Here is a 14,205-nt window from a genome sequence, read left to right as displayed (position 1 = left end):
CTCGATATGCGAACCCTGAGAATCTCGTGGCCGATAAGCGGGCTGCTCGTCGTGACGCTCGGCTTGATCTTGTTCGTATGGTTTCGCGGGGCGCCCGACGACGAGGCGGATCGTCCTCCGACGGTGGCCACGAAGGAGCGAGTTTCACGAGCGAGCGCGCCTGCACCGGCAAGTGCGCCGCAAGCCAACGCCGCGCCGGATACCCGCGTTGCCGCCGTGAACATCTTCCCCATGCAGAACTGGCAGCCGCCACCGCCGCCCCCTCCGCCGCCCGAATCCATCAAGCCGCCGCCACCGCCGCCCTTGCCGCCCTTGCCTTTTGTCGTCCGTTCGCTGTGGCTGGACCAGCAAGGCATCTTCTACGTCGTTCTGAGCGGCACCGGACGCGAGTTCCCGCTTTGCATCAACTGCAAGAAAACGGGTTTCCTGCGTAAGGGCGATGTGCTTCTCAACGCCTACAAGATCGAGGACATCAACCGTAAAGAAGTGAGGTTCATGTACTTGCCGTTGAAGCGCCGACAAACGCTGTCGCTCGGAGAACTGAAATGAGCCGGCTCAAAGACATTACGGTCTGGGTCCTGATTCCGCTATTGACGGCGTGCGCGGGCGAGATGCATCGCAAGGATCTGCAGAACCGTCTGGGGACCATGCCGCCCGACGCGCAGCTCGAATTGCTCGCGCAGCAGAGCGCGCAGTATCCCGACGACCTGGAAATCTACAACTGGTATGTGAGCCTGCGTCGCAAGGTTTCGTTGGAGTACTTGCAGCGGGCAAGTGTCGCGTATCGCGCGGGCGATTCGGCCCAGGCGATCGCGTGGGCGAAGAAGGCTCAGGCCGCCGCGCCCGGCGACGACGGGCCGCGCGAGATGATTGCGTGGATCGAGAAGCAGGCGCCCATCGACACCGCCGTGCAATACGCCGAAACGATCTATCAGGATCAACCGGACCAGGCGATGGCGATTCTCAACGACGTGCTCTCGAAGCAGCCCGACAACGCGCGCGCCATCCGTCTGCGCGACCTGCTGCTCGCGCCCAAGGGACAAGACCTCGAACCGAAGCTCAACAAGGACCTCAATCAGCCGATCACGGTGCAGTTCCGGGATCAGCCGCTTATCAGTATCTTCGAGCTGATGTCGAACATTACCGGACTGAACTTCACCTTCGACCGCGAAGTGCAGGCCGCCGCGCCGACGACCATCTTCGCGAGCAACACGCCCGTCAAGCAAGTGATGACGATGGTCCTGCAGGCGAACCAGCTCGCGAGCAAGGTGGTGAGCGGCAACTCGATCCTGATCTACCCGAAGCGGCCCGACAAGGAAACGGAATACAAGGACCTCGTCGTGCGCACGTTCTATCTGCAGAACTCGCAGGCGGCGCAGGTGCTCGCGGCGGTCAAGCAGATGGTCAAGACGCGCGATGCCGTGCTCGACGAACGCACCAACGCGATCATCATGCGCGACGCGCCGGACACCATCAAGGTCGCGGAGCGGATCATCCGCGCGCTCGACGTGACGCCCGCGGAAGTCGTCATCGACGCGCAGATTCTCGAAGTATCGTCATCCGATCTGCTGCAGATGGGCATTTCCTATCCGAATCGTATCGAGTTCGCGCTCATGCCGGACGGGACCAATTCCGATGCCTCGACCCGCGCGCCGGGCACGCTGACCTTGCAGCAACTGCGCAACCTGAACAGCAGCGACGTGCTCGTGAGGATCGGGCCGGTCGGTATCGACATGCTGCAGAACCAGGGCAAGACCAAGACGCTTGCGAACCCGAGCATCCGCGTGAGAAACCGCGAGAAGGCGAAGGTGCTGATCGGCGACCGTCTGCCCGTGGTCACGACGACGCTCTCCAGCAACTTCAGCTCCGAGAGCATCAACTATCAGGACGTGGGCCTCACGCTGGAAGTTGCGCCCGTGATCGTCAACTCGGACGAAGTGCAGGTGAAGTTGCGCATGGAAGTGTCGAACGTTACCGACACGATCACGACGACGACGGGACTGGTCGCCTATCAGATCGGCACTCGCACGGCCGAAACGGTGATGAGCGTGCGCAACAACGAAACGCAGCTGCTCGCGGGTCTCCTGCAGCGCAACGAGCGCGCGTCCGGCTCCGGTTTGCCAGGCCTGAGTCGCATTCCGCTGCTGGACCGGATCTTCGGCACGCGCGCGAACGACCAGCATCAGACGGAGCTCGTGCTGATGCTGACGCCGCGCATCGTGCGCAATCAGGCCATGCCGGCGGGCAACGTCGTGTCCTTCGATTCGGGCACGGAGACGCGCATTTCGACGGAGCGCGACCCGGTCGGACCGAACGCAAGCGTGCGCGTTCCGCCAAGCGGCGCGAGCAGCGCGCCTACCCTGCCTCCGCCCGTGCCGACGCCTTCCGCGCCGCCGCCCGTGATGGCGCTGCCCGCACCCACGCCGCCGCCACAGCCACCCGCCGCGACCTCGCCGCCGCCCACCCAACCCTAGAAACGTGCAACCAGCCGCGGCCATGGACAAGGGCTTCACGATCATCGAGTTGCTCATCACGCTCGCGATCATCGCGGTGCTGGCGATGGTCGCGGCGCCGCTCGTGCAGGTGACCGCGCAACGCAACCGCGAAGACGAATTGCGGCGCGCCCTATGGAGTATTCGCGATGCCATCGATGCTTACAAAGCCGCCGGCGATGCCGGCAAGTTCGATCGTCCGCTCGGCGAAACGGGCTATCCCGCCAAGCTCGACGTACTGGTGGACGGCGAAGTCGACAAGACCAATCCGACTCACGCGCGCATCTTCTTCCTGCGGCGTGTTCCGCGCGATCCGATGTGCGATTGCCCGAGCCGTTCGGATGAACAGACCTGGGGCAAGCGCGCTTATTCGAGTTCCGCCGATTCACCGAGCGAAGGCAACGACGTCTACGACGTCTACTCGCTTTCGGAAGGAACCGGCCTTAACGGCGTCCCTTACCGCAAGTGGTGAGCGTCATGAACAAACGAATGCTGCGCGCTTTCACGCTAATCGAATTGCTGGTCGTTCTGGCGATCATCGCGACCTTGCTCACGCTCGTCGTGCCGCGCTACTTCGGGCAGGCGGAGAAAGCCAAGGAAACCGTGCTGCAGGAGAATCTCGCCGCCATGCGTGATTCCATCGACCGCTTTCGCGGCGATCAGGGGCGCTATCCGCAATCGCTCAACGAACTGGTCGAGCGCCGCTATCTGCGTGAGGTGCCGATGGACCCGGTCGCGCAAAGCCGCACGACCTGGACGACCGAGCCGCCCAACGACGGCACGCCCGGCGTCTATAACGTGCGCAGCGGCGCAAAAGGCAAGGCCAGGGATGGCACCGACTACGGCAGCTGGTAGCGCGCGCGGGCGGCATTCGGATCGAGCGCGTCGAGCGTTTGCATCGCGCAAGCGGCAGCATGGTTTCGGCATGTTGTGGGCGCTGATGTGCGTGGCGCTCATCGGCATCTATCTGATGCAGATCGGCACCGTATGGAGCACGCAGATTCAGCGCAACCGCGAATTCGAAATGCTGAAAAAGGGCGATGCGATCCGCAACGCGATTCGTGAGTACGTCAAGGCCGACCCTGGCGGCGCTTTTCCGAAGAGCCTCGATGACCTGTTGCGCGACTCGCGCGCGTCCTTCGTGCGCCGATACCTGCGCGATGCATACACCGACCCGATGACCAACGGCGAATGGCAAACGGTGCGCGGCCCCAATGGCGAGCTGTACGGCGTGTACAGCTCATCGAAGCAAACGCCGCTGAAAACGGATGGCTTCTCCGACGAGGACGCGAGCTTCGCGTTGAAGACGAGCTACGAAGACTGGAAGTTCACGAGCTACCCGGAAATGAGCATGAATCGAAGGTAGTTTTCATATCGGGCCGGCATGTGCAGCTGCTGGCCGTCGCGTTCCAAAAGAGGTGCTGAGATGTTGACCGTTCGTAGAAAGTTGGCGATGCTTCCAGCCGCGTTGCTATTGCATGCCGGCATCGTGTCCGCGCAGGAAGCATGGCGCGAAGGCGCGACCTATGCGGCTGGCGCCACGGTGACTTATAGCGGTCGCGTTTATCAGGCGCAGCAGGCGCATACGGCATATCCGGGCGCGGGATGGTTTCCTGCGACTACGCCGACGCTTTGGAAGGATGTGGGGGCGGCGGGGGCTCCTGCTCCTGCTCCTGCTCCTGCTCCTGCGCCAGTTCCGGCTCCTGTGCCTGCGCCAGCTCCAAAGCCATCACCAACACCCGCCCCAACGCCAACGCCAACGCCAACGCCAACGCCAACGCCAACGCCAACTTCATCGTGCTTTGCAGCGTGGTCTGCTACCCAAGCTTATGCAACACCGGGTACGCGCATAACTTATAACGGCCGCAACTATCGAAATAAGTGGTGGACCCAGGGAGACAACCCGGCGCAATCGGGCGCGTATGGTGCGTGGGAAGATCTCGGTGCGTGTTCTGGCGGCTCACCTTCGCCTACGCCTATGCCCGCGCCAACGCCAACGCCAACGCCAACGCCAACGCCAACGCCTACGCCCGCGCCCACACCAACTCCGACGCCAACGCCGGCGCCCGCGCCTGTACCAGCGCCGACGCCAACACCCGTACCGACACCAACGCCGGCTCCCGCGCCCGTACCAACGCCAACGCCAACGCCAACGCCAACGCCAACGCCAACGCCAACGCCAACGCCGACGCCAACACCAGCGCCGACTCCAATCGCATCCTACAAGCCGAAGATCACCTACATCCCCGAACCCACCGGCTATCCGACCGTCGCCCAGTTCAACGCGACCGAGAAGACACTCGTCGATCAGACCAACGGCCAGATCGGCTTGATCCGCGACGCGCTGCGCGTGCTGCCCGATACCGACGTCGATGCCGTCACGCCCGGACGCGCGGCGAATCCATCGAATGTAAAGCGAGTCGAGTCGATCGTAAGCGAAGCGAAGTTCGACCAACTCTTCCCGGTGCGCAACATCAAATACTCCTACGTCAGCTTCTTGCGCGGGATCGCCAAGTTTCCGGCGTACTGCGGCGATTACACGGACGGACGCGACGCCGCCGCCATCTGCCGCAAGCTGCTCGCCACGTCCTTCGCGCACTTCGTTCAGGAGACGGGCGCCAACTGGCCGTCGCTCACGCCGGCGCAAGTGCGCTCGGGCTATGCGGACCACAACAACGCCGTGCTCGCAAAAATGCCGCAAGACACGGCCATCCCGTTCTGGCAGCAGGCTTTATGGTTCCTTCGCGAGTCGGGCTACGAGGAAGGCTCGGCCGTTGGTGCGTATCAACAATGCGCGCCGGGCTCGCATGCGACCAACTGGATCTTCTTTCCGTGCGCGAAGAACGCGGCAGGCAAATACCTCGACTACTTTGGGCGCGGCGCCAAGCAATTGTCCTGGAACTACAACTTCGGCCCGTTCTCGCAGGCGCTATACGGCGACCCCAACGTGCTGCTCGACGACCCCGGCCGAGTCGCGGATACGTGGCTGAACTTCGCCTCGGCGGTATGGTTCGCCGTGACCCCGCAGACGCCCAAGCCGCCGATGACCTGGGCGATCGACGGCACCTGGAAGCCTAATAGCGTCGACGTCGGCAACAACATGAAGCCTGGCTTCGGCGCGACGATCTACATCATCAACGGCGGCATAGAGTGCGGTCAGGGCGGCGCGGAACGCTCGCAAGTCACCAATCGCATCAACGCGTACAAGGAGTTCGCGCGCGAACTCGGCGTCACCATTCCCGCCGACGAACCGCTAGGCTGCGCGAACATGCGCGGCTTCACGGAAGGCTCGGCCGCGGCAATCAAGGCGTATCTGGACAAGGACTATGCGTGGGCCAACGGCAAGCCTGTCACCGGATGCAAGCTCGTCGATTATCAGATGCCGTTCTCGCTTCTCACGCCCGGCGACTACAAGGCCTGCACCGACTACTTCTTTCGCGGCAAGGTTCAATACAACGGGCAGATCGTGATAGACAACACGCAATAGCAACGTCCACGGGCACGCGTTCAACGGTTCGTTCTGGTTGAACGCGCGGCCTGCGAACGACGGTAGCGTGCGTCCGATTCCGAAGACCGTGCCATCGTCATTTGCCGCTCTTGTAACGCTCGGTCAACTCCTTGACGCGCGAGACGTAGATCTTCGTCTCGCTGTAGGGCGGCACGCCGTTGTATTTGTCGACGCTCGATTCGCCGCTGTTATAAGCCGCCAGCATGAGATCGACGTTGCCGTTGAAGCGCGTTTTCAGCCACGCCAGATAACTCACGCCACCGCGAATATTCTGCGCGGCATCGAAGGGATCGTTGACGTTGAAGCGCAGCGCCGTCGCGGGCATGAGTTGCATGAGCCCTTGTGCGCCCGCACGTGATATCGCGTTCGTGCGATACGCCGATTCCGCATGAATCACGGCACGAACCAATGCGCTATCGACGCCGAAGGCCGAAGCAGCCGCATCGATTTCACGTTGATATGAACGCAAGTCGAGCTTCAAGGCGGGGATACCGATGTTTTCTTCGGGCGCGCACAAGCTGCACGTCTCCATGAAATGCAATTTGATGACTTCGACGTTTTGCGCCACGCCCACCGGCATCTTCGTGAGGTAATGCCTGACGCCGTCTTCCACGTAGGTATAGACAGGCGTGACGGCTTCGCGCCTCGCAAGACTTGCACGACGCGGTAACGCCACGCTCGATGCCAGCGCGCCCGGATCGCCCGATGCGGCGGCACGGGCTGGCGCAACGCTCGACGCCACCGGCGGATAGGCGGCTTGCCAGATCAGATTCACGCGACTGCATTTCGCGTTGTCGAGATTCTCGCTCGCATAGCGGACGGAATTATCCGCCGCCTCGCATCTCAACATGGAAGCTGCGTTCGCCTGCCTCGTCGACATCACGAGCGCGCAGGCCAGCAGCGTCGATATGGAATGACGCGTGCCGGCTCTCAAGACGAGCGCTACAGTTGAACGTGCGGACATTTCACAAGGATAGTGTGCTTCGGGCCTTCCATCACGCTTAATCGACGAACCGAGCCGACGAACCAAACCGCCATGCAGTCAGCGTTTCGATTCATTGGCCGATTCACTTCTTTAGCACGATCTTCAATGGCGGATTGTCCAAGGATGCCGTTGTTTTACGCCAGCATTTGTGCTTCCATGAAAGCTGATTTTTTCAGCGTTCAACCGAGCGTCGGTTTGTCACGCACCGCTCGGGACGAATCGAAACTCTCGCTTTTTGATGACGCCACGATGAGCACGAACCCGCGCTTCGACGCTACATGGAAGAACTGGCTCGACGAGAATATCCGCCGTGGCTGCACGCATCAATCGCTCATCGACGCGATGGTCGCCAGCGCGTTCCATCCGAACGCCGCGCGCTCCATCATCGCGCGTCACATTGCAGGCGATACATCGGATGACGGCGATGATCCGCCCGGCGTGTATCGATACGGCAAGCCCATGCTTCCCGACGGTCGCGTGCTGAGCGCGAGCGATTGCGAAGCGCTAAAGGTATTCACATGCGAGACGCCGGTAGTCGCGTTGTTGGCCGACGTCTTGACCGATGACGAATGCGCGAGGCTGATCGATATCGGCCGCGCGCGCGTGCAGCAGTCATCGGTCGTCGATCCCGACTCGGGCAACGAGATCACTATCGAGGAACGCAAGAGCGAAGGCGCGTTCGTCAACGCATCGACCGATGCACTCGTCACCAGGGTCGATCGCAGGCTCGCCGAACTCGTGCGGCAACCGATCGAGAACGGCGAGGACCTGCATATTCTGCGCTACGGCATAGGTGGCGAATATCGTCCGCATTTCGACTACTTTCCCGAAGAGCAAGCCGGCAGCCGGCACCACATGCTGCGCGGCGGACAGCGTATTGCAACCGTCATCCTCTATCTCAACGAAGTCGAACGAGGCGGCGATACCACCTTTCCGGACGTCGGCTTGCGCATTCATCCGCGTCGCGGCAGCGCGTTGTACTTCGAGTATGTCAATGACCTCGGTCAAACCGACGCGCGCACGCTACATGCCGGAACGCCTGTCGAAAAAGGCGAGAAGTGGATTGCCACCAAGTGGATTCGTCAGGGCAGGTTTCGCGCCGAAGCCTGACGCATTCAAATGAGCGATCCACACCGCGTGTGCGCCGGAACAATCGCTCCGGCGCGACACGCTGGCACTGCTACTTGCACGCTCCTACTTTTTCCCATGCACCGTCGGAGTTGGTTGCCGGGTCGACGCCCGAACTCCACCACTTGTTGCGATAGTTCATGCCGCTCACGCTGACACTCGTTCCGGCTGTCGAGTAAGTCTTGCTCGAACTCCAGGCCGGCGCGCATGTCAACGCGGTCTGTCCGGAGCACGTCCCCATGTCCTGCCACGACTTGCCGTTACCCGCGTTGCGCGATGGCTGATCGGAGTTCTCCCAGCGCGCGCTGTAGTTGTGCCCGCTATCCGATACCGTTTCCTTCGCCTTATAGAGCGTGCCGGCTTGCCAGGCAACCGAGCAGGTCGATCCGCCCGCGCTTGGCGACGGGGCAGGGGTTGGCGTCGGGCTCGGCGTCGGTGTTGGCGTGGGCGTTGGCGCCGGGGCCGGCGATGGCGGCTTCGGTGAAGGCGCAGGGGTTGGCGTCGGCGTCGGGGCCGGCGTGGGAGTCGGCGTCGGAGCGGGCGTGGGCGTGGGCGTCGGCGACGGAGCAGGCGTTGGCGCGGGCGCTCCGGTGTAGTCCATCGCGAAGTTGTAGTCTTGCGCGCTATCGACGTAGATGCGGTTCGCCGACATGACCTTCTGCGGCACGATGTTCCCGCTGTTATCCACGAGACCGAGATGCACGCGCCCGGAGTCCGTGTTGATCTTCGTGGCCATCGCGTACACCCAGTCGGCCGCAGCGGTCGTTTGCTGCGTCACCGTGTAACTGAGCGATTCGAGATCGTGACCGTCGTTATCGAATACCCGCAAGGTGATTTTCGTGCCGACCGGCTGATCCACCGCGGTGGTCGGAATTGGACGAACTTCGCGCCAGCTCGTTTTAGTCGAGTTGATGACCACGTCCATACACGCATAGAACGCTTCCGCGCTATCGTTGCGTTGCCAGATCGCATAAAGGATGCGCTTGCCTGTCTTGCCTGCGGGCAATTTGCATTTCAACTTGTAGCGGCCGTTGTCGAGCGTGACGCTGGTTATCTCGCAGAACGGCTTGCTGTCGAGATCGGACCATTTCAACGGTTGATTGAAGTCGTAACCATCCGCCGACATGAATATCTGGAAGTAGCGCGTCACGTGCGGCGCCGTCGCGTTCCAGACGAACTCGTAGTTGCCGCTCAGGTCGGGCGAGATCGTCGTCGTGGGCCAGTCGTTGCGACCCAGATCCAGACCGTAATAATTCGACTTGTTGGCGCTGCACAGATGCCCGTCGGGTACGAACGATTTGTGATCGCCATTGGGAAGCTGGTTGACGCCCGCCCAGTCATAAAGAAACGCTGGCCCGGCGACGGCCACCGCAGCCTTGCACGCCGCGGACGTCGGACTTTCCGGCCCTTCCTTGTAGCAGGCGTAGACCCGGCTGATCGGCGTTTCCATCGTGCCGTGACTCCACGCAAGGCATGGAACGGCCAGCGGTACCAGCATTGCCAAAACCTTCTTCTTGTGACGCAACATGAGAGACACTCCTACGCTCGTTCAATAGCCAGCGTCCGCTTTGTGTACGACGAGCCGAATTGCCTCGATAAAGATTCGAAACACGTCGGCAAGCGGACTCATTTTCAGAACGTCGAGTCACTCGATGCCTCGTTCCAGTTTCGAACGGCATTGGTGCCCGAGCTTGTTGTTTGCTTCTCCTCGATCGGCTATGCAAGATCACGCGTATCGATACGTGCGCACTCCCGGCATAGAAGAAATGAAACAGGCAATTGGAGAGGGTCTGGTAGCGCGGATTCACACGGACTGTTTTCGCATCTGGCTTAGACGCATGTTTCGCTTACGCCATCTGAAATAGTTCGCTTTACTAACTTAAAAGGAATCTACTTGCCCTTCGTTTGGGTTTCATTCTAGACGCTTCAAACGATATGCGGTAGCACGCGCGGACCGACATCCCGGAGTTGTCAGCGTAGCCGATGTTCGCCATCAGGACGCGCATGCACCGCAGTGCGCGCGTCGTTTCGATGCCGCTTTCTACGGCCCGCTTATCATGCTGATTGTTTCTGCATCAATCGACAACGACAGCGACCACGCTTCGCACAAGGTAGTCATTCATGATCATTCGCCCAAAACTGAACTGGTTCCGGTTGCTGTTCGTCTGGCGCGGCTCCGTGCTGCCCCAACTGCTGCCGAGGCTCGCGCTCATCTTCGTGCTGTCGATCTCGGCGATGTTCATGCACGATCACATTCGCAACTATCCGGTGAACCTGGGCACGCCGCCGTTTGCGCTCGTGGGCATCGCGCTGGCCGTGTTTCTCGGCTTTCGTAACAGCGCAAGTTACGAGCGCTGGTGGGAAGGCCGAAAACTGTGGGGCGAACTCTTCATCACGGCGCGCTCGCTCGCACGCCAGATTCTGTCGATGCCCGATTCGCTCGATCCTCTACAACAGCGGCACTTCCTCGCGGCGATCGGCGGCTTTGCACATGCGTTGCGGCATCAGTTGCGCGGCACCGATGCGCTCGCCGATCTCGCATCACGGCTGACGCCCGAGTTGCACGCTCGCGTCTCGACCGCGCAATTCAAGCCGGGCATCATCCTGCTGTGGTTCGGCGAATGGCTCGCACAACGCCAGCGCGACGGCACGATCGACGGCTACGCGCTCATCGCGATCGACCGTAACCTCAACGCGCTGTCGGACGTCATCGGCGGCTGCGAACGGCTCGCGAACACACCCCTGCCCTTCTCCTATTCGGTGATGATTCACCGCACCATCTATCTCTTTTGCGTGCTGCTGCCATTCGGTCTCGTCGATGGTGCCGGTATGCTCACGCCACTGTTCGCTCTGCTCGTCGCCTATGCGTTCATGGCGCTTGAAGCGATCGCCGCACAGATCGAAGATCCGTTCGGCCTCGAAGAAAACGACCTCGCCCTGAACGCAATGTGCAATACGCTCGAAGCCGTCCTGCACGACATGTCGGCCGATCCCGCCTTCGAACGCGCGCCCAAGGCTTCTTCTTCGTCGCGGCTCTACATACTGGATTGAGACACTTAATTTCATTGTGGATCGTGCCTGGCGCAAGCGCTCTCCTTCATAATCTTTCGAGCCTTATTTATGGAGATTCGCTTTGAAACTGTTCTACAAAGCCGGGGCCTGCTCGTTGGCCTCGCATATCGCGCTCGTTGAATCCGGCCTTCCGTTTGATATCGAAGCGGTCGATCTGAAGGCGAAAGTCACCGCCAGCGGCGCGGATTTCACGAAGATCAATGCAAAGGGTTATGTTCCCGCACTCGTCCTCGACAATGGCGATGTGCTGACCGAAGGTCCCGCGATCATGCAATACATCGCCGACCAGGCGCCCGCAAAGCATCTCGCGCCGCTGAACGACGCCATGGCGCGTTATCGTCTGCAAGGCTGGCTGACGTTCATCGGCACCGAGTTGCACAAGAACTTCTCTCCGTTCTTCAATCCGGCCGCAAGCAGCGACTGGAAAGCGGCGGCAATGAGCAATCTCGAACGCCGCCTCGCCTACACCGCGCAACAACTCGAAGACAAGACGTACTTGCTTGGCGACGAATTCAGCATTGGCGACGCCTATCTGTTCACGGTGCTCGGTTGGGCCAAGTTCATCGATCTGGATCTCGGCAAATGGCCGGTGCTCGTGGCGTATCGGTCGCGCGTGGGCGAGCGCGCCGGCGTGCAGGCGGCGCTGAAGGCCGAAGGGTTGATCTGAGCGCACCGCGCGGCCTGATCGCAGCAGACAGCGGCCTCCTTCGGGAGGCCGTTTCTATATCTGACCGCGCAGCGCTTCTATCTTAATAAAGCTGCAGCCTTTGATGCAGCAAGGGAAACGCAGCATAACGCCATCTCAATTGAGATTCGTCTCATTCAGTCTTAAAGCGCTCGCCTCTATGATTCATACATGTCGCGGCGATGCAGAAAAACGCAGCGCCGAATCAAAAGCTTCCCGCTTATATTTGTACTGGAGAGTCTCAAGCATGCGTAACCTGATCAAGAATGTCGCCATCATCGCTATCGTTGCAAGCACCGTTGCCGTCGCTACGCCCAGCGCCTTCGCCGGCAGCAAGACCGCAACGTTCGACGTGACGCTCAACATTCAAGACGATTGCTCGATTTCGGCGAACCCCTTGAACTTCGGCGACACCGGCGCGCTTACCGACAACGTCGATCAGTCCAGCAACCTCGCCGTGACCTGCACCACGGGCACGCCGTACAACGTCGCGCTCGATGCCGGCACGGCAACCGGTTCGCAAGTCGCGACACGCAAGCTCGCCAATGCCGGCGGCACCGCGACGGTCGACTTCAACTTGTATCGCGATGCAGCCCGCACGCAGCTCTGGGGCCAGACGACCGGCACCGACACGACAGCGGGCGTAGGTAATGGCAAAAGTCAGAGTCTCGTCGTGTACGGCCGCGTACCATCGCAAACCACACCGGCCGCAGGCACTTATAGCTCGACTGTCACCGCTACGGTCGTGTTCTGAAGCGAGTAGATAAGCAGACGGAACGGCCTCCTTTGGGAGGCCGTTTTTGCATCTGACGGCGCAACGAATCCATCCCAATAAAGCCGCGTCTCCTGATGCAGCAAGGGAAAGGCAGCACAACGCTATCTCAAATGAGATTCGTCTCATTCAGTCTTAAAGCGCCCGTCCCTATGATTCATACATGTCGCGGCGATGCAGAAAACCGCAGCGCCGAATCGAAAGCTTCCCGCTTAAATTCGTACCGGAGAGTCTCAAGCATGCGTAACCTGATCAAGAATGTCGCCATCATTGCTATCGTTGCAAGCACCGTTGCCGTCGCCACGCCCAGCGCCTTCGCCGGCAGCAAGACCGCGACGTTCGACGTGACGCTCAACGTTCAAGACGATTGCTCGATCTCGGCGAATCCCTTGAATTTCGGCGACACCGGCGCGCTTACCGACAACGTCGATCAGTCCAGCAACCTCGCAGTGACTTGCACGTCCGGAACGCCCTACAACGTCGCGCTCGATGCCGGCACGGCAGCCGGTTCGCTCATCGCAAAGCGCAAGCTCGCCAACGCCACCGGCGACGCCTCGGTCAATTTCAACCTGTATCGCGATGCAGCCCGCACCAAGCTCTGGGGCCAGCAGACCGGCATCGACACGGCTTCGGGTATAGGTAATGGCGACAGTCAGAGCCTCGTCGTGTACGGCCGCGTACCGTCGCAAACCACCCCGGCCGCAGGCACCTATAGCTCGACTGTTACCGCCACGGTCGTGTTCTGAGGCAACTCGCTTCGCTTCATGTGCAAAGCTTGCCAGAGCTCGAATAAAGCTATATCACTGGCATCGTCGGAAGTAATTCGGGAGACCGACGATGCCACGCTTTACACAACCAGCATGGGCAGCCTTTCTGTTTTTGGAATGCGCTGCCTCGCTCGCCGCGTCATTGCAGATATCTCCGGTTTCAATCCAGCTCGCTGGCCCGGAAAACGGCAAGGTCGTCACGTTACGCAACGATGGCGATGAACCGATTCACGCTCAAGTGCGAACCTTCGTCTGGGATCAGTCCGACGAAGAAGACAAACTCACGCCTACCCGCGATCTGATCGCCAGTCCGCCTATCGCCGAAGTGCCCGCCGGCGGTCAGCAAGTCATCCGCGTCATTCGCGCCAACGCCGCACCCGTTGCACAGGAACGCGCATACCGCCTGATCATCGACGAGTTGCCGCCCGACGGCGGCGACAAGCAATCGGCGGTTCAGTTTCGCTTTCGATATTCCCTACCCCTATTCATTTCGCCGCGCGGTGAGGCGAGCACGCCGAAGCTGCAATGGTCCGTCGTCGAAAGAAACGGCAAGGCGTATCTGCGAGTGCAAAACGATGGCGACATTCACGCGCAACTGAGCACCGTTTCACTCAAGACATCGGACAAGGATGTGCGCGTGTCCGGCGGTTTGCTCGGCTACGTGCTGCCAGGCCGGGTGCGCTCATGGATACTCCCCGACGCGGCCAGCGCCATGCACGGCAAGACGGGCGAAGTCAGCGCCACGGTGAACGGCGCCAGCATGAACGGATCGTTGAGCAATCCGGCCGCGCCCTGA

Annotated in this window: 14 protein-coding genes and 1 pseudogene; 13 read left to right on the top strand and 2 right to left on the bottom strand. The window is 60.9% G+C overall.

Going from position 1 to position 14,205, the window contains the following annotated elements:
- Positions 1-6: 6 nt before the first annotated feature.
- The 7 genes and pseudogenes from LDZ28_RS03315 to LDZ28_RS03290 all read left to right on the top strand — a co-directional run bounded on the left by LDZ28_RS03315 (position 7) and on the right by LDZ28_RS03290 (position 5,979).
- Positions 7-549 carry a hypothetical protein gene (locus tag LDZ28_RS03315; RefSeq protein WP_244827306.1) on the top strand — a complete coding sequence of 181 codons (543 nt, stop codon included), beginning with the start codon at positions 7-9 and terminating at the stop codon, positions 547-549.
- Positions 546-2,474, top strand: a complete 1,929-nt coding sequence (locus LDZ28_RS03310) for a secretin N-terminal domain-containing protein (RefSeq protein WP_244827305.1) — start codon at positions 546-548, stop codon at positions 2,472-2,474. Before LDZ28_RS03315 ends, LDZ28_RS03310 begins: the two co-directional genes overlap by 4 nt.
- 22 nt (positions 2,475-2,496) lie before the next feature.
- A complete protein-coding gene (locus LDZ28_RS03305) occupies positions 2,497-2,964 on the top strand; it encodes a type II secretion system protein (RefSeq protein ID WP_244827304.1) in 468 nt (155 codons plus the stop codon).
- A gap of 5 nt (positions 2,965-2,969) precedes the next feature.
- Positions 2,970-3,347, top strand: coding sequence for a type II secretion system protein (locus LDZ28_RS03300; protein WP_244827303.1), 378 nt, complete (start codon positions 2,970-2,972; stop codon positions 3,345-3,347).
- A complete protein-coding gene (locus tag LDZ28_RS03295; protein WP_244827302.1) occupies positions 3,322-3,858 on the top strand; it encodes a type II secretion system protein in 537 nt (178 codons plus the stop codon). Before LDZ28_RS03300 ends, LDZ28_RS03295 begins: the two co-directional genes overlap by 26 nt.
- A gap of 18 nt (positions 3,859-3,876) precedes the next feature.
- Positions 3,877-4,071, top strand: a pseudogene (locus LDZ28_RS32805) (carbohydrate-binding protein); the annotation flags it as partial.
- A gap of 270 nt (positions 4,072-4,341) precedes the next feature.
- A complete protein-coding gene (locus tag LDZ28_RS03290) occupies positions 4,342-5,979 on the top strand; it encodes a glycoside hydrolase family 19 protein (protein WP_370652126.1) in 1,638 nt (545 codons plus the stop codon).
- 97 nt (positions 5,980-6,076) lie between these two features.
- Here the strand turns inward: LDZ28_RS03290 and LDZ28_RS03285 are convergent, their stop codons facing one another.
- On the bottom strand, positions 6,077-6,850 hold the full coding sequence (locus tag LDZ28_RS03285) for a lytic transglycosylase domain-containing protein (protein ID WP_244827300.1): 774 nt from the start codon (positions 6,848-6,850) through the stop codon (positions 6,077-6,079).
- 384 nt (positions 6,851-7,234) lie between these two features.
- Here LDZ28_RS03285 and LDZ28_RS03280 point away from each other — a divergent pair, with 384 nt between their 5' ends.
- A complete protein-coding gene (locus LDZ28_RS03280; protein ID WP_244827299.1) occupies positions 7,235-8,095 on the top strand; it encodes a 2OG-Fe(II) oxygenase in 861 nt (286 codons plus the stop codon).
- 70 nt (positions 8,096-8,165) lie between these two features.
- Here the strand turns inward: LDZ28_RS03280 and LDZ28_RS03275 are convergent, their stop codons facing one another.
- Positions 8,166-9,641 (bottom strand): lytic polysaccharide monooxygenase, encoded by a 1,476-nt coding sequence (locus tag LDZ28_RS03275; protein ID WP_244827298.1) that lies wholly within the window; start codon positions 9,639-9,641, stop codon positions 8,166-8,168.
- A gap of 593 nt (positions 9,642-10,234) precedes the next feature.
- Between LDZ28_RS03275 and LDZ28_RS03270 the strand changes: the two genes are divergently transcribed.
- The 5 genes from LDZ28_RS03270 to LDZ28_RS03250 all read left to right on the top strand — a co-directional run bounded on the left by LDZ28_RS03270 (position 10,235) and on the right by LDZ28_RS03250 (position 14,205).
- The gene (locus LDZ28_RS03270) at positions 10,235-11,164 is read left to right on the top strand and encodes a bestrophin family protein (protein WP_244827297.1); all 930 of its coding nucleotides are present in this window, start codon (positions 10,235-10,237) and stop codon (positions 11,162-11,164) included.
- A gap of 82 nt (positions 11,165-11,246) precedes the next feature.
- Entirely contained in the window at positions 11,247-11,852 is a 606-nt protein-coding gene (gene gstA / locus LDZ28_RS03265; RefSeq protein ID WP_244827296.1) for a glutathione transferase GstA, read from the top strand.
- 265 nt (positions 11,853-12,117) lie between these two features.
- Positions 12,118-12,624, top strand: coding sequence for a spore coat U domain-containing protein (locus LDZ28_RS03260; RefSeq protein WP_244827295.1), 507 nt, complete (start codon positions 12,118-12,120; stop codon positions 12,622-12,624).
- Positions 12,625-12,881: 257 nt separating this feature from the next.
- On the top strand, positions 12,882-13,388 hold the full coding sequence (locus LDZ28_RS03255; RefSeq protein ID WP_244827294.1) for a spore coat U domain-containing protein: 507 nt from the start codon (positions 12,882-12,884) through the stop codon (positions 13,386-13,388).
- A 91-nt stretch (positions 13,389-13,479) separates the two neighbouring features.
- Complete coding sequence (locus LDZ28_RS03250) at positions 13,480-14,205, top strand: molecular chaperone (protein ID WP_244827292.1); 726 nt, start codon at positions 13,480-13,482, stop codon at positions 14,203-14,205.

Source organism: Caballeronia sp. TF1N1, assembly GCF_022878925.1.
Classification (GTDB): Bacteria; Pseudomonadota; Gammaproteobacteria; order Burkholderiales; family Burkholderiaceae; genus Caballeronia.
The sequence above is the reverse complement of the archived record's forward strand: the minus strand, read 5'-3'. Positions and strand labels throughout refer to the sequence as shown.